Annotated in this window: 20 protein-coding genes; 14 read left to right on the forward strand and 6 right to left on the reverse strand. The window is 64.0% G+C overall.

What is annotated here, in order from left to right; translation table 11 throughout:
• Positions 1–126 precede the first annotated feature (126 nt).
• Positions 127–318, forward strand: a complete 192-nt coding sequence (locus tag AC0L3P_RS14920) for a hypothetical protein (protein ID WP_354210287.1) — start codon at positions 127–129, stop codon at positions 316–318.
• Positions 319–372: 54 nt separating this feature from the next.
• Here AC0L3P_RS14920 and AC0L3P_RS14925 read toward each other — a convergent pair whose 3' ends face one another.
• A complete protein-coding gene (locus tag AC0L3P_RS14925; protein WP_354210288.1) occupies positions 373–597 on the reverse strand; it encodes a hypothetical protein in 225 nt (74 codons plus the stop codon).
• A gap of 236 nt (positions 598–833) precedes the next feature.
• Here AC0L3P_RS14925 and AC0L3P_RS14930 point away from each other — a divergent pair, with 236 nt between their 5' ends.
• Positions 834–1,151 (forward strand): DUF1476 domain-containing protein, encoded by a 318-nt coding sequence (locus AC0L3P_RS14930; RefSeq protein ID WP_354210289.1) that lies wholly within the window; start codon positions 834–836, stop codon positions 1,149–1,151.
• A gap of 18 nt (positions 1,152–1,169) precedes the next feature.
• On the opposite strand, the gene AC0L3P_RS14935 is transcribed toward AC0L3P_RS14930, so the two are convergent.
• Positions 1,170–1,760, reverse strand: coding sequence for a TIGR00645 family protein (locus AC0L3P_RS14935; protein ID WP_354059494.1), 591 nt, complete (start codon positions 1,758–1,760; stop codon positions 1,170–1,172).
• A 150-nt stretch (positions 1,761–1,910) separates the two neighbouring features.
• On the opposite strand from AC0L3P_RS14935, the gene AC0L3P_RS14940 reads away from it, so the two are divergent.
• Together AC0L3P_RS14940 and AC0L3P_RS14945 are read left to right on the forward strand one after the other, a co-directional pair.
• Entirely contained in the window at positions 1,911–2,213 is a 303-nt protein-coding gene (locus tag AC0L3P_RS14940; RefSeq protein WP_473302669.1) for a hypothetical protein, read from the forward strand.
• A gap of 673 nt (positions 2,214–2,886) precedes the next feature.
• Complete coding sequence (locus AC0L3P_RS14945; protein ID WP_275172546.1) at positions 2,887–3,822, forward strand: septal ring lytic transglycosylase RlpA family protein; 936 nt, start codon at positions 2,887–2,889, stop codon at positions 3,820–3,822.
• On the opposite strand, the gene AC0L3P_RS14950 is transcribed toward AC0L3P_RS14945, so the two are convergent.
• The gene (locus AC0L3P_RS14950; protein ID WP_473302418.1) at positions 3,816–4,772 is read right to left on the reverse strand and encodes an alpha/beta fold hydrolase; all 957 of its coding nucleotides are present in this window, start codon (positions 4,770–4,772) and stop codon (positions 3,816–3,818) included. The two genes, AC0L3P_RS14945 and AC0L3P_RS14950, sit on opposite strands and share 7 nt — an antisense overlap.
• Positions 4,773–4,923: 151 nt before the next feature.
• On the opposite strand from AC0L3P_RS14950, the gene AC0L3P_RS14955 reads away from it, so the two are divergent.
• The 9 genes from AC0L3P_RS14955 (at position 4,924) to AC0L3P_RS14995 (ending at position 14,704) form a co-directional block, all read left to right on the forward strand.
• Positions 4,924–6,186 carry a D-alanyl-D-alanine carboxypeptidase family protein gene (locus tag AC0L3P_RS14955; RefSeq protein WP_354059500.1) on the forward strand — a complete coding sequence of 421 codons (1,263 nt, stop codon included), beginning with the start codon at positions 4,924–4,926 and terminating at the stop codon, positions 6,184–6,186.
• Positions 6,187–6,188: 2 nt separating this feature from the next.
• Positions 6,189–6,875, forward strand: a complete 687-nt coding sequence (gene tmk / locus AC0L3P_RS14960) for a dTMP kinase (protein WP_473302421.1) — start codon at positions 6,189–6,191, stop codon at positions 6,873–6,875.
• Complete coding sequence (locus AC0L3P_RS14965; protein WP_473302423.1) at positions 6,872–7,918, forward strand: DNA polymerase III subunit delta'; 1,047 nt, start codon at positions 6,872–6,874, stop codon at positions 7,916–7,918. Before tmk ends, AC0L3P_RS14965 begins: the two co-directional genes overlap by 4 nt.
• 109 nt (positions 7,919–8,027) lie before the next feature.
• Positions 8,028–10,013, forward strand: coding sequence for a methionine--tRNA ligase (gene metG, locus AC0L3P_RS14970; RefSeq protein WP_473302425.1), 1,986 nt, complete (start codon positions 8,028–8,030; stop codon positions 10,011–10,013).
• 13 nt (positions 10,014–10,026) lie between these two features.
• Entirely contained in the window at positions 10,027–10,803 is a 777-nt protein-coding gene (locus AC0L3P_RS14975) for a TatD family hydrolase (protein ID WP_473302429.1), read from the forward strand.
• A 13-nt stretch (positions 10,804–10,816) separates the two neighbouring features.
• Positions 10,817–11,614 carry an MBL fold metallo-hydrolase gene (locus AC0L3P_RS14980; RefSeq protein WP_473302432.1) on the forward strand — a complete coding sequence of 266 codons (798 nt, stop codon included), beginning with the start codon at positions 10,817–10,819 and terminating at the stop codon, positions 11,612–11,614.
• 165 nt (positions 11,615–11,779) lie between these two features.
• Positions 11,780–12,373: a TRAP transporter small permease gene (locus AC0L3P_RS14985; RefSeq protein ID WP_473302434.1), complete on the forward strand. Its 594-nt coding sequence runs from the start codon at positions 11,780–11,782 to the stop codon at positions 12,371–12,373.
• 2 nt (positions 12,374–12,375) lie between these two features.
• On the forward strand, positions 12,376–13,689 hold the full coding sequence (locus AC0L3P_RS14990) for a TRAP transporter large permease (protein ID WP_473302438.1): 1,314 nt from the start codon (positions 12,376–12,378) through the stop codon (positions 13,687–13,689).
• 37 nt (positions 13,690–13,726) lie between these two features.
• On the forward strand, positions 13,727–14,704 hold the full coding sequence (locus AC0L3P_RS14995; RefSeq protein ID WP_354059513.1) for a TRAP transporter substrate-binding protein: 978 nt from the start codon (positions 13,727–13,729) through the stop codon (positions 14,702–14,704).
• Between the two features lie 86 nt (positions 14,705–14,790).
• Here the strand turns inward: AC0L3P_RS14995 and AC0L3P_RS15000 are convergent, their stop codons facing one another.
• Genes AC0L3P_RS15000 through AC0L3P_RS15010 form a run of 3 tightly spaced genes read right to left on the reverse strand, consistent with a single transcriptional unit; the run spans position 14,791 to position 19,389 of the window.
• Positions 14,791–16,440, reverse strand: coding sequence for an acyl-CoA synthetase (locus AC0L3P_RS15000; RefSeq protein ID WP_473302445.1), 1,650 nt, complete (start codon positions 16,438–16,440; stop codon positions 14,791–14,793).
• A gap of 24 nt (positions 16,441–16,464) precedes the next feature.
• A complete protein-coding gene (locus AC0L3P_RS15005; protein ID WP_473302447.1) occupies positions 16,465–18,354 on the reverse strand; it encodes a TRAP transporter large permease in 1,890 nt (629 codons plus the stop codon).
• 15 nt (positions 18,355–18,369) lie between these two features.
• Positions 18,370–19,389, reverse strand: a complete 1,020-nt coding sequence (locus tag AC0L3P_RS15010) for a TRAP transporter substrate-binding protein (RefSeq protein WP_473302450.1) — start codon at positions 19,387–19,389, stop codon at positions 18,370–18,372.
• A gap of 456 nt (positions 19,390–19,845) precedes the next feature.
• Between AC0L3P_RS15010 and AC0L3P_RS15015 the strand changes: the two genes are divergently transcribed.
• Positions 19,846–21,042 (forward strand): M24 family metallopeptidase, encoded by a 1,197-nt coding sequence (locus AC0L3P_RS15015; RefSeq protein ID WP_473302453.1) that lies wholly within the window; start codon positions 19,846–19,848, stop codon positions 21,040–21,042.
• Positions 21,043–21,087 lie beyond the last annotated feature (45 nt).

Raw genomic sequence — 21,087 nt, forward strand, 5'->3', positions numbered from 1 at the left:
TGCACAAGCACTTGGCTACTGTGCATGGGGTTGTTTTCGCACATTTATGCAGTCGGCCCACAGTGCGCCACAGTGCGCCCAGGGGGGCCACTGGGAACTCTTTCCTCACCGCCGCGTTATCTGGCCATGACGGAAGACATTTCCTACCGGCGCAAGCCCTTGACCCCCGAACAGCGGCAGGCGCGTGATGCGACACGCCGTATCGAAGCCGAAAAAGCCATGCGCGATCATGAAGCGGCGCAGAAGGCGTTTTATGCCAACAAGGAACGGCTGAGGGCCGAACGGTTGGCACGTGAACAGATGGAAGCGAAGGGCTGACCGCACGCGGTCGCCCCGTCAAATCAAAGATGGCCTTGTCCGCGAGCGCCGGCCTCAGTGCCGGTGAGGGACGCGCGTCACACTCAACGCCTGCTTCAGCGCCTGAACGGCACTTGCGAACGGTCTGCGCGGCGATTGCGCCTCGATCGCTTCGGCTGCGATGCGACAATCCTCTGCAACCTTGAGCAACCCGCTTCGCGCGAGGTCCATGGTGGAGAGGTCTGCCTGCTCCAGGCAGACCCGTTCAAGTCGTCGAAACTCCCGCAGCTCTTTGTTCATGCGTCAGCTCTCGATGTCCCCGCGCCATGCGGCACTGAGTCTGCTTAACGAATAGTAAACATCTCAGCCTAGCCGAGCTGGCTGTCGTAGAGCTGGGGGGTGCCTTGGACGCGCCCAGCAGGCTTGACGGCGTTTGGCTTCCGCCGGAAGCTTCACATAATCCTGACGTGAACCACGGAGACGTTCGCTCCCAGCCAGTCCGATCCCGATCAGCGAAAACGACAATGGAGCTGACCATGACCACGTTCGATAAACGCGAGCAGGGCTTTGAGGCCAAATTCGTCCACGACGAGGAGCTCATGTTCAAGGCCACGGCCCGGTCCAACAAGCTGCTCGGGCTCTGGGCCGCAAGCCAGCTCGGCCTCAGTGGCGATGCCGCGGCCGGCTACGCGACGGCGTTGGTGACGGACCATCTGGAGAACCAGACGATGGACGAGATCCTCGACAAGGTGTCAGGCGATCTTGCCGCCAAGGGCGTCGCGCGCGAGCAGGTCGCAGCCAAGCTTCAGGAATGCCTGCACCAGGCGTTGCAGCAACTCGAAGCGGACAAGTAGCAAGCCGGCCCTCGGGCCTCACTCCGCATGCTTGCGCGCCCCGGAGTCACTCAGTCGATCGACGTAGGCAATGCCGATCGCCGAGACGACGAAGGTGAGGTGGATCAGCACCTGCCACATCACACCGGTCTCGGTAAAGCCGGCGCGGTCCGAGCCGAGATTGCCGGCCTCGATGAAGGTGCGCAGCAACGCGATCGAGGAGATGCCGATGATGGCCATGGCGAGCTTGATCTTTAGGACGCTGGCGTTGACGTGACCGAGCCATTCCGGCTCGTCGGGGTGGCCCTGGAGCTCGAGCCGCGAGACGAACGTCTCGTAGCCGCCGACGATCACCATCACGAGCAGGTTGGAGATCATCACCACGTCGATCAGCGCCAGAACGCTCATCATGATCTGCTGCTCGGTGAGGTCGAGGGCGTGCCAGGAGAGATGCCAGAGCTCCTTGAGGAACAGCGCGATGTAAACGCACTGCGACACGATCAGACCGAAATAGAGCGGCAGTTGCAGCCAGCGCGAGCCGAAGATGACCATCGGGATCAAGCCCAGGCGCGGCAACGGCAGGCGCGGTTCGGTGCGGAGTTCGGATTTGGGTCCAGGCTCAACCGACATTCAGGCAGCATCCTCGCATCGGGGTCATCTCGCTTGCATGTAGCCCGACAAGGTGGCGGGTGGAAGACGCGAGGCCCTCCGATGACCGTACCGTTTCGTGCTACCGTGCCGAGCGGCTATCGTGCGACGGCCGGGATCGGGAGGCGGGTGGTGTCTTGCGGGGTATCTTGGAGCAGCTTCGGCAAATGGCCCGGCGCGATTACGCTCGCGGCTGCGATCCTGCTCGGCTGCAGCGGTGCCGAGGTATCGGCCACGCCGCTGACGCCATTTCGCTACGAGGCGCAGGCGCAGCGTCATTGCCCCCACGACCGGGTGGTCTGGCTCGATTTCAGCAAAGGCGTCTACTACGGCAAAGGCCAGAAGCGGTACGGCCAGGGTTTTACCGGCAGCTTCGTCTGCCTGAGCGAAGCCCGCGACAGCCTCTATCGACGTTCGCTGCTAGGACTGCGGTAAGGGTATTTGTCGGGAAGTGCTGGGTGCTCAGGCGAAGGCCAATGCCACGAGGCTGGAGCACAGCAGGACCAAACCACTGGCGGTCAGGGCCAGGAAGCCATCGGATACGAGGTCATGGTTGCGCATGGGACACCTGCCGCTCTCGTCTTGGATGCTCGATCGGATCGATTAAAAATGTCCGAACGCGCCGTCTTGAAAGGGTGATGCTTGCCGTCCGCGCGAGTGCCTCAGGCCCTCGTGCGATAACCTTCAAACGCATGGGCCAGGAAGATCCCCGCGCTTACCAAACCCATCAGTGCCGAAACCGTCTCGATCATCGTCTCATTCCATTCCGCCCTGCACGCGAGAAAACGCGGGCGGCCTTGCACAGTCAAAAGAATTCCAGTGAGCGGCGCGACAATGGGGGTGGAGTGAGGATTTGGCGCAACAGAATGTCCGGCCATGGCACAGAGCAGGGTGCCCGCGCTCCGTAGTTCAACGGGGCGAACGCAAACGCCCCGTTTACCATCCCGGCGTGATCGCTGTGGGCTCCCCATTTCCGCCGTGTTCGGGTTGCGTTATCGTTACCACTTCCGACGCGGTGGTGGGCCGCCTCGGAGCAAAGGACCGGACAGCGCTGCCCCGTAGCCAAAGCGGGTTAGGTACGCCTCCGGCAAAGTGGTATTTGGGGCGAATGGGGATCCGACGGTCAGATTCGGTTTTGCGGGCCGCGCGCGGTGTTGCGGCGGTCGCGACCTGCCTTGCGCTCGCCAATTGTGCGTCCTCCAACAAATTCGCCAGCCGGGTCGATCCGAAATACGGCGTGTCCTCGAGCCCCCGGGTCGTGGCTTTGGGTGATCCGGTCCCGAAGGGCGGCGGCGCCTACCGCGTCGGCAAGCCCTATGTGGTGGGTGGCCGGACCTATGTGCCCGAAGAGGACGTCAACTACCGTGCCGAGGGCATGGCGTCGTGGTACGGCGACGATTTCCACGGCCGTCTGACCGCCAATGGCGAAGTGTTCGACATGGGTTCGCTGACCGCGGCGCATCCGACCCTGCCGATGCCGTCCTATGCGCGGGTCACCAACGTATCGAACGGCAAATCGCTGATCGTCCGCGTCAATGACCGCGGGCCCTATCACGGCAACCGGCTCATCGACGTCTCGAACAAGGCCGCCGAACTGCTTGAATTCAAAGGCAATGGCATCGCCAAGGTCCGTGTCGAATATGTCGGCCGGGCGCCGCTGGAAGGCTCCGACGACCGCCAGCTGATGGCCACCTTGCGCACCGGGACCCCGGCGCCGTCGCCGTCGATGGTCCGGGTCGCCTCGGCGAGGCCCTTCGTGCCGGAGCTGCCATCATCGAACCGCGGCGCCATGCGCGGCGAAGTTCCGACGCCGGAGGGACGGCCCTACAATCTCGGCAACACCTCCGCCGACATGGCTTCGCTCAGTGCGACCTCGGAAATGTCGGCCTCGAGCCGCAACCGGGGCCGGGCGCTCCAGAACGCGCGCGCCGTGTCCTATGACGGGGACGGCCGCTATGCGACCGAGAGCGCACCGTCCGGCGCCTACGCCTCGGACGGCGCTGCCGAGGCCCGCGGCATCCTGAGCGGTCGCGGCCTCTACTGAGCCGCGCTTTCCTTCAAGAAGCTCACCAGCGCCGCATTCACCTCGTCGGGCCGCTCCTGCTGGACCCAATGGCCGGCGCCCTCGATGATCAGCTTTCGCTTCAGATTGGGCAGCGCGCGCTCGAGCTCGTTGACGCGCTTGGCTCCGATCAGGCCGGTGATGACGGCGTCTTTTGAACCGGCAATGAAGAGCGAGGGCTGGTGGATTTGCGCATCTTGCCAGGGCGCCGTCAGCTCCCAATTGCGGTCGAGGTTGCGATACCAGTTCAGGCCGCCACGAAAACCGGATTTGCGGAAGGTTTCGGTGAAATAGGCAAGGTCAGTCTCGCTGAGCCAGGCCGGCAGAGGCTCCTCCGGATTGCCGTGGCCGAGGAATCCCTTGCCCTCCAGCACGAACATGGCTGCGGAGGGATCGGCAAGGCCGCGCCCGCCGAGCACGATGCGCATGGTGCGCGCGACGTCATGCTCGAACTCGGCTTCGGCAACGCCGGGCGCCTGGAAATACTGCCAATAGAAATTGGTGATGCCGCCCTGGCGCAGGAGGTCGAGCGGCTTGCCGCGGCCGCGGAACGGCGGCGGCACGCTCAGGCCGGCGACCGCCGTGAAGATGTCGGGCCGGAACAGCGCCGCGTGCCATGCCACCGGTGCACCCCAATCGTGGCCGACCACCATGGCCTTGGTCTCGCCAAGCGCCTGCACGAGGCCGACGATATCGCCGACCGTGTCGAAGATCGAATAGGCCGTCGCCTCGGGCGGCGCTGAGCTCTGGCCATAGCCGCGCATGTCGGGGGCGACGACGCGAAACCCGGCCTGCGCCAGCGCCGGGATCTGGTGGCGCCAGGAGTAGGAGAGTTCCGGCCAGCCGTGGCACAGCACCACCAGCGGCCCCTGACCGGCTTCGCGGATGAACAGGTCGATGCCGTTGGCCTTGGTCACGCGGGTGGAGGACATCGCTTTTCCGCCTTGTTTCAGGGGTTTGGTCAGAAAATCTGAGGTGCCACGATAGGGGCGGGACGAGAATCGTGCAATCTCGGGACAAGCGGCCACCCCGTGTTGTTCGCACCCGCTCCAACTGTTAGAACGCCGCTCTCAGGGCTTGGCCATGGAATTTCATCTTTCCTCGTTTGGGCGCACCCGGTTCACCCCCGGAGCGCTGGCGCGTGGCTTGATCGCGACGGCCCTGGTGGCCGCCATTGGCTGGAGCGGGGCACTCTACGCCGCCAACCAGAGCGTTCAGGGCGCCAAGAAAACAGATGATTCCGGCTTCGACGGCGACGCCCCGACCGCGATCCTGATCGAGGCCTCCAGCGGCAGCGTGCTGTTCGAGAAGAACGCCGACGAGCTGCGCGCGCCCTCCAGCATGATGAAGCTGATGACCGCCGAGGTCGTCTTCAACGCCATCAAGAAGGGCGACATCAAGCTGACTGACGAATACCGGATCAGCGAGAATGCCTGGCGCAGGGGCGGAGCGCCCTCCGGCGGCTCGACCATGTTCGCCGCGATCAACAGCAAGGTCACGGTCGACGATCTCCTGCACGGGGCGATCATCCAGAGCGGCAACGACGCCTGCATTGCGCTGGCCGAAGCCATGGCGGGCAACGAACGGATTTTCGCCGCCGACTTCATGACCAAGCGCGCCCGTGAACTTGGCTTGACGAAGTCGACCTTCGGCAATTCCAACGGCTTGCCCGACCCCGCCAACAAGATGACGGTGCGCGAGCTCGGCATCCTTGCCCGGCACATCATTCTCGACTTCCCCGAATTCTACAAACTGTTCGGCGAGAAGGAATACACCTGGAACAAGATCCGCCAGCCCAACCGCAATCCGTTGCTCAATTCCATGGAAGGCGCCGACGGTCTGAAGACCGGCTACACCAAGGAAGGCGGATACGGCATGGTCGGCTCGGCTGTGCAGAATGGCACGCGGCTGATCGTCGTCATCAACGGGCTGGATGACCCCGACGATCGCGCCACCGAAGCCAAGAAGATGCTGGAATGGGGTTTTCGCAATTTCGAGACCCGCACGCTGATCGCGGCCGATCAGCCCGTCGGCTACGCCAAGGTGTTCGGCGGCGAGAGCCGCTCGGTGAAACTGGTGGCCAAGACGCCCGTGAAAGTGATGGTGCACAAGAACGGAAGCGACAAGCTTATCGCGCGCGTCGTCTATAGCGGTCCGGTGCGCGCGCCGGTCGAGGCCGGCCAGAAGGTCGGGCTGGTCAGGGTCTGGCGCAGCGGCAACATCGCGGTGGAGACGCCGGTCTACGCCGCTGACGCGATCGGCACCGGCTCGACCGTGCGTCGCGCGATCGACGGCGCCAGCGAGCTCGTGATCGGTATGTTCCGCGCGGGCGCCGAGAAGCTCTGATCATGAGTGAAAGCGCGGTAAAGTGGCCGTCCGGACGCGGGCGTTTCGTCACCTTTGAAGGCGGCGAGGGGACGGGCAAGTCGACCCAGATCAAGAAGCTTGCCGATCGTCTCAAGGCAGCCAGGATGCGCATCCTCGTCACGCGCGAGCCGGGCGGCTCGCCGGGCGCCGAGATCATGCGGCATCTGGTGCTGTCAGGCATGGGCAAGCTGCTCGGACCCGAGGCCGAGACGCTGCTGTTCGCGGCCGCCCGCGACGACCATGTTCGCACCGTGATCCAGCCCGCGCTCAACCAGGGCACTTGGGTGCTGTGCGACCGCTTCGCCGACTCGACGCGGGCCTATCAGGGCAGTCTCGGCCAGGTGCCGGCGGCGCTGATCAACGCGATGCAGCGGGTCACGATCGGCGATCTCAAGCCGGACCTCACCATCATTCTGGACCTGCCGGTCGAGATCGGCTTGCAGCGCGCGGCCGCGCGCCGCGGCAGCGGCACGCCAGACAGGTTCGAGGCCGAGAAGCTCGGTTTCCATCAGGGCCTGCGCGAGGCCTATCGCAAGATCGCGGCGGACGATCCCGCGCGCTGCGTGCTGATCGACGCCAATTCCGATCCCGACACGGTTGCCGGACGAATCTGGACCGCGCTGCGTGATCGCCTGCTTCCGACGCCTGCATCGGTGGTGTCCATATGAGCCCGCGTCAGACCGAGCGCGAAGCTGCCATGTCTCATCCGCGCGACACGAGCGTTCTGTTCGGCCATCGCGAGGCCGAGACCGCGCTGCTCGCCGCCTATCGCAGTGGGCGCATCCCGCATGCCTGGCTGATCGGCGGGCCGCAAGGCATCGGCAAGGCGACGCTGGCCTATCGGATGGCGCGCTTCGTGCTCGCTTACGGCCAGCCGCTGGCGCCTTCCGTGCAGCGCGCTGAAGATCTCGCCATCAATCCTGATGACGCCGTGGCGCGGCAGGTTGCAGCGGGTTCGCATGGTGGCCTGCTGACGCTGGAGCGCACCGCCAACGACCGCGGCGTGATGCGCACCGTGATCACCGTGGACGAGACGCGCGAGACGATCGGCTTCTTCGGCTCGACCGCAGCGGCCGAAGGCTGGCGCGTCTGCATCGTCGACACTGTCGACGAACTCAATCCGAATGCCGCCAACGCACTGCTGAAAATTCTCGAGGAGCCGCCGCAGCGATCGCTGTTCCTGCTGGTGAGCCAGGCGCCGGCGCGCGTGCTCGCCACGATTCAGTCGCGCTGCCGCAAGCTACGCCTGCGTGCACTCGCAACCGACGATGTGATTGGTGCAGCCGCAACCGCTGCCGATCTCGACCCGAATGATTCGGCGTTGCGCGAGGCGGCAGAGGCGTCCGAAGGCAGCGTCGCGCGGGCGCTGACGCTGCTCGGCGGTGACGCCCTGAAGCTCCAGCAACGCACGGCCGCGCTGCTAGCGCGACTGCCGCAGGTCGATCCGCGCGAATTGCACACGCTCGGCGAATCGCTCGGCACCAGCGACCGCGTTGCGCTTGCCGCCTTCATCGACGGCATCGATCGCTGGATCGCGGAACGCCTGCACGCCGACGAGGCCAATGCCAACCAGAATCTGCCGCGCCTTGCGCGCCTAGCTGAGGTATGGGAAAAGATCGTCCGCGCCGCGCGCGACACCGAAACCTACAATCTGGAGCGAAAGCCCTTGGTTTTCTCGGTGTTCGGCTGGCTGGCGGACGCAACGCGCTAGAGCATGATCCGGAAAAGTGTGCAGCGGTTTTCCGATGGGATCATGTTCAAGACAATAAACTAACGCAGGTTCGCTTCCAAATTTCGAGAAGCCGGTAAAGGAATTCGTCGTGGCAACGCGAGCTAAGAAAATCAACAAAGGCAAGAGCGGCAAGAAGAAGGCTGCGAAGGCCGTGAAAGCGCGGGCGCGCAAGGTTGCCAAGAAGGTCGAGAAAACCGCAAAGACCAAAAAGACGACCGCCAAGAAAGCGGTGAAGAAAGCCGTGAAGAAGAGCGCTGCGACGACGGCAAAGAAGGCCGGCAAGAAGGCTGCGAAGAAGCAGGTCGTTGCAAAGAAGGCGGTGAGGACAGCGACCAAAAAGCCAGCCAAGACTTCGGCGAAAAACAAGGCTCCGGCGAAGAAAGCGGTCAAGAACGCAAGGGTGGCTGCACCGCACGTGACCGCAGCACCGGCTCCTGTCGCCACACCGTCGAAAATTGCCAAGCCCAAAGCCCCGCGCGCACCCAAGTCCGTCGCCGCGCCGCAGGCGACCACGCCCGCGATCGCCCCCGCGCGCGACAACGTCTTCTACATCACGACAGCGATCGCCTATCCCAATGGCAGCCCGCATATCGGCCACGCCTATGAGGCAATCGCGACCGATACGTTGGCGCGGTTCGCGCGACTCGACGGCAAGGACGTGTTCTTCCTGACCGGCACCGACGAGCACGGCCAGAAGATGGTCCAGACCGCGGCCAGCGAAAAAATGTCCGTCTCGGAGCTCGCGGCCCGCAATGCCGGCCGTTTCAAGCAAATGGACGAGCGCCTGAACGTCTCGTTCGACCGCTTCATCCGCACCACCGAGGAGCAACATCATCGCTCCAGCCAGGAAATCTGGCGGCGCATGGAAGCGAACGGGGACATCTATGCCGACATCTATGCCGGCTGGTATTCCGTGCGCGACGAAGCCTATTACGCCGAGGACGAGACGCGCCTGAACGACGACGGCGTGCGGCTCGGGCCGCAGGGCACGCCGGTCGAATGGGTCGAGGAGAAGAGCTACTTCTTCCGTCTGTCGACCTATCAGGACAGGCTGCTCAAGCTCTACGAGACGCAGCCCAATTTCATCGGCCCCGACTCGCGCAAGAACGAGGTGGTGAGCTTCGTACGAGGCGGCCTGCGCGATCTCTCGATCTCGCGCACGACGTTCGACTGGGGCGTCAAGGTGCCCGGCGACGAAGAGCACGTGATGTATGTCTGGGTCGACGCGCTCACCAACTACATCACCGGCGTCGGCTTCCCCGACGAGAGCGACAAGAACTGGCGTTATTGGCCTGCCGACGTGCACATCATCGGCAAGGACATCATCCGCTTCCATGCGGTGTACTGGCCGGCTTTCCTGCTGTCGGCCGGGATCCCACTACCGAAGCGGGTCTATGCGCATGGCTTCCTGTTCAGCAGGGGCGAGAAGATGTCGAAGTCGGTCGGCAACGTGGTCGATCCCTTCAACCTCGCCGACCAGTACGGCGTCGACCAGATGCGCTATTTCTTTTTGCGTGAGGTGCCGTTCGGCCAGGACGGCAATTACAATCACGAGGCCATCGTCGCGCGCATCAATGCCGATCTCGCCAACGATCTCGGCAACCTCGCGCAGCGCTCGCTGTCGATGATCGCCAAGCAGCTCGGCGGCGTGCTCCCGGAGCCCGGCGGGTTCAGCGACAACGACAAGGCGATCCTGTCACAAGCAGACGGCATGCTCGCGGCGTCCCGCGAAGCGATGGCGACGCAGCAAATCCATCACTGGCTCAATGCCGTGTGGGCCGTGGTGGCGGAAGCCAACCGCTATTTCGCGGGCGAAGCGCCGTGGGCGCTCGCCAAGACCGATCCTGTCAGGCAGAGGACGGTGCTCTATGTCACAGCCGAAGTCGTGCGCCAGATCGCGATCCTGGCCCAGCCGGCGATGCCGACGGCCTCGGGATTGCTGCTGGACAGCCTCGGTATCCCCGAAGCGGAGCGCAACTTCGCCGCACTTGGTGGCGCAACCCGCATCGCGCCCGGTACGACGCTGCCCGCGCCGACGCCGGCCTTCCCGCGCTACATCGAGCCGGCAGCCTAGGGGCGTTCGCACCATGCTGGTCGACAGCCACTGCCATTTGGATTTTCCGGACTTTGCGGAGGATCTCGACGGGATCGTGTCGCGGGCGCGAGCGGCCGGCATCGGCCGCATGGTCACGATCTCGACGCGGGTGAAAAAGCTGAACCAGCTCTTGGCCATCGCCGAGCGCTACGATGACGTCTATTGCTCGGTCGGCACCCATCCGCATAACGCCGATGAGGAAGACGGCATCGCGCCGGACGAACTGATCGCGCTGACGGAGCATCCCAAGGTCGTCGCGCTCGGCGAAGCCGGGCTCGACTATTTCTACGACAACGGCTCGCCGGAGGCGCAGGCGAGGGGCTTTCGTGCCCACATCGCCGCCGCCCGCTTCACCGGCCTGCCGCTGGTGATCCACACCCGCGAGGCGGACGAGGATTGCGGCCGCATCCTTGAAGAGGAAGCTGCGAAGGGATCGTTTCGCGCCGTGTTGCATTGTTACACTGGCGGACGCGAGCTGGCGCTGAAGGCGGTGTCGCTCGGGCTCTATATCGGTTTCACGGGCATCCTGACCTTCAAGAAGTCCGAGACCTTGCGCGCGCTTGCGGCCGAACTCCCGTCCGACCGTATTCTGGTTGAAACGGACTCGCCCTACCTTGCGCCGGGCAAGTTCCGGGGCAAGCGCAACGAACCGGCCTATGTGGTCGAGGTCGCAAAAGTGCTTGCCGAAACACGTGGCGTGTCGTTTGACGAGATCTCGCGCCAGACAAGCGAAAACTTCTTTCGCCTGTTCTCCAGGGTGAAAGCTTAGAACTGGGAGCCGCATGACGCTGACGCTGACGATCCTGGGCTGCGGCTCCTCCGCCGGCGTGCCGCGCCCGGCACTCGGCTGGGGTGCCTGCGATTCCAACAATCCCAAGAACCGCCGTCGCCGCTGTTCGCTGCTGGTCGAGCAGACCTCGGGCGAGGGCACCACGCGTATCGTGATCGACACCTCGCCGGACCTGCGCGAACAATTGCTCTCGACCAACGTCGACCATATCGATGCAGTGTTCCTGACCCACGAGCACGCCGATCAGACCCACGGCATGGACGATCTGCGTTCGGTCGTCATGCACATGCGCCGGCGGATTCCGACCTATCTCAATCAGACGACTGCGAACGACATCATGTCGCGGTTTTCCTATTGCTTCGTTTCGCCGGCGGGCAGCGACTATCCGCCGATCCTGACGGCGCAGTCGATCGAGGCCGGGGAAAGCCAGATCATCCAGGGGAAGGGCGGCGCGGTGACGATGACCGCCTTCCTGGTGCAGCACGGCAACATTCCCGCGCTGGGCTATCGCATCGGCGATGCCGCCTACACGCCCGACCTCAACGACATCCCGCGCGAGAGCTGGGGCGCCCTGGAAAATCTGGATCTCTGGATCGTCGACGGCCTCCGCTACACCAGCCACGTCAGCCATTTCAGCATCAACGACGCGTTGTCCTGGATCGAGCGCTTCAAGCCGAAGCGCGCCGTCATCACCAACATGACGGCCGACGTCGATTATGAGGTGATCCGCCAATCGCTGCCGGCGGGAGTGGTGCCCGCGTATGACGGGCTGCGGCTGGAGACGCGCTGAACCTGCGGTGGTAATTCCGGCGAGAGCCGGCATACTCCTTGCTTGCGCTAGCCCCATCATGTTGATCTAACGTCTGAAAGACAGGCGCTGGGCAGGGGCGATATTCATGCAGAACCGGCGCGCGACGTGCGATCGCCGGGACCGTCTGAATTGCCTCGTGTGAGGATGGGGATCGCGTTGGCAGGGGACGATGTCACGAGCCGGGGACCAGTGCGACGCGTGCTGGATCTCCTTTATCTCGGTGCGGGCTACGCCGCCGGGGCCTTCATGGTTGCGATCTTTGCAATCATGATGATCATGTCGATCGGGCGCCAGTTTGCGGTCAACATTCCCGCCGGCGATGATTTCGCCTCCTGGTGCATGGCCGCGATGGCATTCCTTGGCCTCGCTCACACCTTCAAGCGCGGAGAGATGATCCGCGTCGGCCTTCTGCTGGAGCGTCTGCATGGGCGCTCCAAACAGGTTGCGGAGGTCGTGGCCCTCGGTATTGCCGCCGCTTTCATCCTCTATTTCACCCGGCATGCCGTGCAGATGACCTACGATTCCTGGCGCTTCAACGACGTGGCGCAGGGCGTCGTCCCACTTCCGCTCTGGATTCCACAGCTCGGGTTTTCCGGCGGACTCGTGATCCTCTCGATCGCGCTCATTGATGAAATGATCAGTGTCATCGGCGGCAACCGGCCGAGCTACGAGAAGGGCTCGCCGGACGAGACCCCGGACGAATTCATCGAGCGGATCTCACAGGGCGGCGGAGGTTGACGATGGCCAATCTCGGCATGATCGAACTGTCGTTCATTCTGCTCGGCGTCATGATCCTGCTGTTGGGAAGCGGCATCTGGATCGCGGTTTCGCTCGGGCTCGTCGGCTTCGTAGCGATGGCGCTGACCACGAGCCTGCCGCTCGGCTCGGTGCTTGCGACGACGACGTGGAGCGCAAGCTCGTCATGGACGCTGGCCGCGCTGCCGCTGTTCATCTGGATGGGCGAGATCCTCTTCCGCACCAAATTATCCGAGGAAATGTTTCGAGGCTTGTCACCCTGGGTTCAGTGGCTGCCGGGGCGCCTCACGCATGTCAACGTGATCGGCTGCGGCATCTTCGCGGCGGTGTCGGGCTCGTCGGCGGCAACCTGTGCGACCATCGGCAAGATCGCGCTGCCCGAACTGGACAAGCGCGGTTACGACAAGGGCTTAAGTCTCGGGTCGCTCGCTGGCTCCGGAACGCTCGGCCTGCTGATCCCGCCGTCGATTCCGATGGTGGTCTATGCGGTCACGGCGAATGTCTCCGTGCTTCAGGTCTTCCTCGGCGGCTTCTTGCCGGGCGTGCTCGTGATGGTGCTCTATTCCGGCTACATCATCATCTGGTCGCTGCTCAATCCGAAAAAGGTTCCGCCGCGCGACCCGCCGATGTCGTTTCGCCGGAAGCTGCAAGAATCCGCCAAGCTCGCCCCATGCCTGCTTCTGATCCTGGCCGTCTTCCTGTCGCTCGTGTTGGGGTTTGCGACCGCGACGGAGTGTGCCGCTTGGGGCGTTTCCGGCGCGCTGCTGCTGGCGTGGTGGAGCCGCACGCTCACACGCAAGAACTTCCTCGAAAGCATCATGAGCGCGACGCGCCTGACCTGCATGATCATGCTGATCCTGGCAGGCGCGGCCTACACGACCGCAGCGATGGCCTATACGGGAATTCCGGCAGCGCTCGCCACCTGGGTCCAGGGCCAGCACCTCACGCCGGGCATGCTCGCGCTGTATCTGAGCATCATGTACATCATCCTGGGATGCCTGATCGACGGCATCTCGATGATCGTCCTGACCGCCGTGATCGTGCTGCCGATGGTCAAGCAGGCCGGCCTCGACCTGGTCTGGTTCGGCGTCTATCTCATCATTCACGTCGAGATGGCGCAGATCACGCCACCGGTCGGTTTCAACCTTTTCGTGCTCCAGAATATGAGCGGGCGCGATACCTTGACCGTCGCCCGGGCAGCATTCCCTTTCTTCATCCTGCTGCTCGCGGCCGTGTTCATCATCACGGAATATCCGCAGATCGTGATGTTCTTGCCCAAGCTCGCTTTCCCAGACTGAGCGTACCGTTTTGAAATTGACTGTGAGGAGAAGTCCGATGATCTCTCGTTTATTCCGCGCATCCCTGATCGCCGGTGCCGTGCTGGCCGCGACGCCCGCATTGGCTCAAACCAAATGGAATCTGCCGGCAGCGTATCCAGCCGACAATCCGCACTCCGAGAACCTCGTCGCGTTCGCCAAGGACGTCGAAGCCGCGACATCCGGCAAGCTCCAGATCACGGTTCATCCCGGCGCCTCGCTGTTCAAGGCGCCCGACATCAAGCGCGCGGTGATGACCGGGCAGGCGCAGATGGGCGAAGTCTTGCTGTCGATCCACGAGAACGAGGATCCGGTGTTCGGGGTCGACGTCGTGCCATTTCTGGCGACCAGCTTCCCGGACGCCATGAAGCTGTATCAGGCGTCGAAGCCGTTGATTGCCAAGAAGCTCGATGCCCAGGGCCTCAAGTTGCTGTTCGTCGTGCCGTGGGCACCGCAGGGGGTCTATGTCAACAAGCCGCTCGCGACCATTGAGGACATGAAGGGCCTGAAATGGCGGGCCTACAATGTCGGGACCGCGCGCATTGGCGAACTGGTGGGCGCGCAGTCCGTCACCATCCAGGCCGCCGAGCTGCCGCAGGCGCTTGCGACCGGCGTCGTGAACTCCTTCATGTCATCAGGCGGCACGGGCTACGATGCGAAGGCATGGGAGTCGCTGAAGTACTTCTATGACGTGCAAGCCTGGATCCCGAAGGACTACACCTTCGTCAACAAGGCTGCGTTCGAGGCGCTCGACAAGCCGACCCAGGAGGCCATCCTCAAGGCCGCCGCGACCGCTGAAACCCGCGGCTGGAAGGCCTGGCAGGACAAGAGCACCTGGTACATCGACCAGCTCAAGGCCAAGGGCATGACGGTCGAGCCGCCGAGCCCGGCCCTGAAGGCCGGCTTCCAGAAGATCGGCGAACAGCTTACCGCCGACTGGCTCAAGAAGGCAGGAGCCGACGGCCAGGCGCTGGTTGAAGCCTACAAGAAGATGTGAGGACGGGGGCTTGGCCAACCCGACGTGGTCGAAATTGCGCAACGACTTCGCGGCGACATGCAAACGCCGCGGAGGTCGAGACAAGCTCAGGCCGAGATCGCCTTCGCCGATCCTGCTGCGTTGCGCAGCAGGAATTTCTGGATCTTTCCCGTCGATGTTTTCGGGATCGGCCCGAACACCACGGCCTTCGGCGTCTTGAAGCCGCTCATATGCGAGCGGCAGAAGGCGATGATGTCGGCTTCGCTCGCGCTCGCGCCGTCCTTCAGCTCGACGAAGGCGCAAGGCACTTCGCCCCATTTCGGATCGGGCTTTGCGACCACGGCGGCGAACAGCACGGCCGGGTGCTTGTAGAGGATGTCCTCGACCTCGACGGAGGAAATGTTCTCGCCGCCGGAGATGATGATGTCCTTGGAGCGATCCTTGATGATGACGTAACCGTGCGCGTCGAGCACGCCGAGGTCTCCGGTGTGAAACCAGCCGCCCTCGAAGGCTTCCTTCGTCGCCTTGTCGTTCTTGAGGTAGCCTTTCATCACGATGTTGCCGCGGAACATGACCTCGCCGATGGTCTCGCCGTCGCGCGGCACTTGCCTCATAGTCTGGGGATCGATGACGGTGACGGCTTCCTCGAGCGGGTAGGGCACGCCCTGCCGCCGCTTCAGGCTGGCGCGCTCGGCTGCGGGCAGATCATCCCAGCCAGGCTGCTCGGCGCATACGGAGGCGGGGCCGTAGACCTCGGTCAGGCCGTAGACGTGCGTCAGCTTGATGCCGATGCTCTCGGCGCCTTCGAGCACCGCGACGGGCGGCGCTGCACCGGCGATCAGGCCGACGACGCGGCGGGCGGCGCCGCCCTTCGGTGCATCAGGCGCGTTGATCAGCGTGTTATAGACGATCGGTGCGCCGCACATGTGGGTGACGCCGTGCTGCTTGATCAGCTCGAAGATCTTGGTCGGCTCGACCTTGCGCAGGCAGACATTGATGCCGGCGGCCGCCGCGATGGTCCAGGGGAAGCACCAGCCATTGCAGTGGAACATCGGCAGCGTCCAGAGATAGACCGGATGCTGGCCAAGTTGGCCCGCGAGGATGTTGCTGACGGCATTCAGATAGGCGCCGCGATGATGGGTCACGACGCCCTTGGGATTTCCCGTGGTGCCCGAGGTGTAGCTCAGCGCGATCGCGTCCCATTCGTCCTTCGGCGGGATGGCGGTGAAATCGGGATCGCCTTGCGCGAGCGCTGCCTCGTACTCGATTTCGCCGATGCGCTTGCCGCCCTTGAAAGCGGTGTCGTCGACGTCGATCACGAACGGTTTTGGGCCATTCATCTGCGCGAGCGCATCGGTGATCACGCCGGAAAACTCGGGGTCGACCAGAATGATCTTTGCCCCGCCATGATCGAGCTGAAATGCGATCGAAGGAGCATCGAGCCGGATATTCAGCGCGTTGAGCACGGCACCCGTCATGGGGACGGCGAAATGCACCTCGTTCATCGCCGGAATGTTCGGCAGCATCGCCGCGACGGTGTCGCCGACGCCGATGGCCTTGCCGGCAAGATAGGAAGCAAAGCGCTTGCAGCGCTCATGCGTCTCGCGCCAGGTGAAGCTGCGCCCCTCGTAGACCGTGCTGAAATGATCGGGATAGACCGCGGCGCTGCGCGCGAGGAAGCTCAACGGGCTCAGCGGCACGTAGTTGGCGGGCGTCTTGTCGAGGCCGATATTGTACTGGTTCTGCCGCTCGCTCATCGACACCTCCGTTACGCGCTGGGCCTACAGGAATCCGATCGAGATCCATGGAAAGACAGCGACGACGATCAATCCTACCAGCAGCGCCAGCAGATAGCCCCAGATCGGCCTGATGCCTTCGGCCGGATCGACGCGGCCGATGGCGCAGGCGGCATAATAGCCGACGCCGAAGGGCGGGGCGAATAGCCCGATACCCATGGCGAGAATGATCACCATGGCATAGTGCACCTCGTGCACGCCGACGGCGCGCGCAATCGGAAACAGTAGCGGCCCGAACAGCACGATCGCCGGGATGCCCTCCAGCACGCTGCCGAGGATGGTGAAGGCCAGGATCGAGACGGCGATGAAGGTCGCTGCGCCGCCCGGTAATCCGGTCATGGCGGACGCCAGCGAGCGCGAGAAGCCTGACTGGGTCAGGCCCCAGGCCATGCCGGTCGCCGTGCCGATGATCAGCAGGATCGCGCCCGACAGCGCAGCGGTCTCGACCAGCATCGGAAACAGCCGCCGCCAGTCGAAGCGGCGGTAGACGAGGAGGCCGACCAGGGCGCCATAGACGATGCCGATGGTAGAGACTTCGGTCGCGGTCGCGATGCCTTCGACCACGGCGTAGCGGATCACGAAGGGCAGCGCGAGCGCGGGCAGGGCGATGACGAAGGTCTTGCCGATCTCGCCGCCCGTGGCGCGTCGGACATGGCTCATGTCCTCGTGGCGGTAGCGCCACCACACCAGCATGCACAGCGTGATCGCGAGCACGACGCCGGGCAGGAGGCCGCCGGTGAACAGCGCGGCGATCGAGACGCCGGTGACCGATCCGATCGTGATCAGCACGAGGCTCGGCGGAATGGTCTCGGTCTGCGCGCCGGTTGCCGCAAGAAGCGCGACGAGGTCGCCGGGCTTGGCGCCGCGCTGCTTCATCTCCGGGAACAGCACGGGCGCGACCGCCGCCATGTCGGCCGCCTTGGCGCCGGAAATGCCGGAGACCAGGTACATCGCGCCGACAAGGACGTAATGCAGTCCGCCGCGGACATGGCCGAGCAGGCTCGCCAGGAACGCCACCATAGCCCGTGCCATGCCCGTCATTTCAATCAGGAGTCCCAAAAATACGAACAGCGGCACCGAGAGCAAAATGAGGTGGCTCATGCCCTCGTCCATCCGCCCCACCAGCACCATGACCGGCGTACGCGTGGTCAGTGCCAGATAGCCGAAGATGGCGAGCCCGAAGCCGAACGCGATGGGAACGCCAGCAAAGACGCAGAAGCCGGCGACGCCGACGAAGAAGATGACGAGGTTGAGATTGCCGAGCGGCCGCAGATAAGGCTGCGCCAGCCAGAACAAGCCGACGACGACAGCCACGGACACCGCGGCCGTCAGCACCATGCGGTAATCGGCTGCGCGCAGCAGCCGCAACAGCGCGAACACCGCCATCAGGCAGATGCCGGCCGGCAGCGCCGCGGCGCGCCACATATTGGAAATCTGCAGCGCCGGCGTGGTGATGAAGCTTTCCTCGTAGGCGTAGTCCCAGGACGGCCAGACAATCAGCGCCAGGAAGGCCAGCGCCGCGCAGGTCGCGACCAGATCGAGCCAGGCCCGCGTGGCCGGCTTGGTGCTGGCGACGACCGCGGTCATGCGCATGTGCTCGGAACGGCGGAACGCGACCGCCGCGCCGAGCATGGCGAGCCACAGGAACAGGATCGAAGCGAGCTCGTCCGACCAGATCAGCGGCCGGTGCAGGCCGTAGCGCGCGACCACGCCGGCAAACAGGATCGCGATCTCGGCGACCACCAAAATGGCCGCCGGGATTTCGACGAGGAGGCCTAGTGCGCGCTCCGTCGAGGCCAGCAAGGGAGATCGGCGAGGGGACCGAACAGCCGCCTCGCCCGCCACTCCGCTCACTTCGACCTCGATATGAGCCATGACGGCTCCAACGCGTTAAGACAGCTTGCCGACGGCCTTTTCGAGCAGATCCCAGGCCTGGTCGCCATATTTGCCCTTCCACTCGGCATAGAAGCCGGCGGACCGCAGCTTGTCGCGGAATGGCGCGACCGCGGGCTGGTTGAAGGTCAGGCCCTTGGTCGCGAGCTCCTGCTGGAGATTGGCATTGAGCTTGGCGGTGTCCTCACGCTCCCTAAGCGCCGCGGCATTGATGTTCTTGGCGACGACGGTGCGCACATCCTCGGGCAGGCTGCTCCACGCCTTGCGGTTGGCCAGGAACCAGAAGCCGTCCCACATGTGGTTGGTCAGCGAGCAGTATTTCTGCACCTCGTAGAGCTTGGCGGTCGAGATGATCGCCAGCGGGTTCTCCTGGCCCTCCACGATCCTGGTCTGCAGCGCGGAATAGACCTCGGCGAAGTTGATCGAGGCGGGCGCCGCATCGAACGCCTTGAACATCGAGGTCCACAGCGGCGACACCGGCACGCGGATCTTGAAGCCCTTGAGATCGTCCGGACCAGTGATCGGCTTGCTCGACGACGTGGTCTGGCGGAAGCCGTTGTCCCAGATCTTGTCCATGACCTCGAGCCCGGCCTTCTTGATCTCGCCGCGGACGAAGGCGCCGAGATCGCCGTCCATGGCCTTCCAGACCGTGCCGTAGTCCGGGAACGCGAAGCCGATGCCGTTGATGGACGCCGCCGGCACCAGGGTCGACAGGATCAGTCCGGACAGCGTGAAGAACTCGACGCCGCCGGACCGGATCTGGCTCAGCATGTCGGTGTCGGACCCGAGCTGGTTGTTCGGGAAGATCTGGAGGTCGAACTTGCCGTTGGTCTCGGCCTTGATCGCCGCAGCCATCTCCTTGGCGCGCACGTTCAGCGGATGGGTGTCTGGCAGGTTGTTGGCGTATTTATAGGTAAACTCGGCGCTCTGGGCGCGGGCCACATGGGGCGCACTGAGGCCGCCCAGGACCGCGGTCGCGGCGGAGGCCTTGAGAAGCGTGCGGCGGGAAAAGCTCATGGGTCTGCTTCCTCGGAAAGTTTGTTGTTGTTCTGAGATGCAAACCTATACGGACGGAAGGTCAGAAGGTCATCTGCGATCTCGCGAAGCCTCGCTTATTGCAGCCGGACATCGTCACGGCAATATCGGCTTTCGGAGGCATGGACCCGATTCAAAAACGCGAAAACAACCCCATGCACAGTAGCCGTCGAAAGCCGCGACGACGTGCGACGGCTGGGCCGGAAGAGGACGTGGAACGAAGGTGCAGCGAGAGGAATTCAAGCTAAACAACTGATCTGATTGTATATAAAGATATTCCATAATATACCTTATGCGAATCATGGATATGGCTGTGCAGATCAGGCCAGATAAATCCACACCTACCCAGAACCCCTCTCTCGGCTCACACTTGCCATCAACAATCCCCGGGCAAACCGACGCAGCGGTTGAGGCCACGGCAGCATTTGGAGGTTCGTCATGCAGGAGAACGTCGCCCGCGCAGACCGCTCGCGGGCCATTCCATTCGATGCCGCCAAACTAGACCGTCTGATGGAGGCCGCCGGCCTCGACGTCCTGGTCGCGACCTCCAAGCACAATGTGCAGTACCTGCTGGGTGCCGAGCGCGCGATCTTCTTCGACTACATGGATGCGCTGGGCGTCAGCCGCTATCTGCCGGTTCTGATCTATCCCAAGGGCGCACCGGAGCACGCGGTGTATGTCGGGCACCGGCTGGAGACCCATCAGCGCGCCGTAGCGCCGCCATGGGTGGCGCAGGTCCGGACCGAGTCCAACGGCTCGGTCGATGCCATCACGCGGGCCGTAAGCCTGATCCGCGGCGCCGGCGTGCCCCTGAAGCGGGTCGGGGTCGAGATGGCGTTCCTGCCGATGGATGCGGGCCGGGCGCTCAGTGACGCCCTGCCCGGTGCCGAGCTCAAGGACGCGCTGCTGGTGCTGGAGCGGCTGCGGGCAGTCAAGTCGGCCGACGAACTCGCAAAACTCAAGACGGCGTCCGAACTGGTGATCGCCTCGATGCTGGCGGTGATCGCCGGGCACGGGCCGGGCACGACCAAGCAACAATTGTCGGACGCCTTGCGCATCGCCGAGGCCAATCGCGGCCTGACATTCGAATACTGCCTGCTCGCCTGCGGCAATAGTCACAACCGGGCGCCATCGGCTCAGCGCTGGGAGCAAGGTGACGTGCTGTCGCTTGATTCCGGCGGCAATTATCACGGCTATATCGGCGATCTCGCGCGCATGGCGGTGCTCGGCGATCCCGGTACCGAGCTGAAGGACTGTCTGGCCGAGATCGAAGCCGTCCAGCGCGCCGCCTTCGCCGCGGTCCGGCCCGGCGCCATGGGCGGCGACATCTACGTCGCAGCCGAGCGGCAGCTCGCGAAGATCAGCCAGCGTGACTGCACGGACTTTTTGGCTCACGGCATGGGCCTCGTCAGCCACGAGGCCCCTCGCCTGACCGCCAAGGGCCCGATCCCCTACGACGACACGGATGCCCGGGTGCCGCTCGAAACAGGCATGGTCGTATCGATCGAGACCACGATGAAGCATCCGAAGCGCGGGTTCATCAAGCTCGAGGACACGGTTGCAGTGACGGCAACGGGCTACGAGATCTTTGGCGAGGGTGGCCGCGACTGGAATTTGGGTGGCAGTGCGCTGTAGGCTGGCACCACCCACCGCGCTCACAGCAGAAATCTCGCCCCCGGC

Source organism: Bradyrhizobium sp. WSM4874, assembly GCF_055811835.1.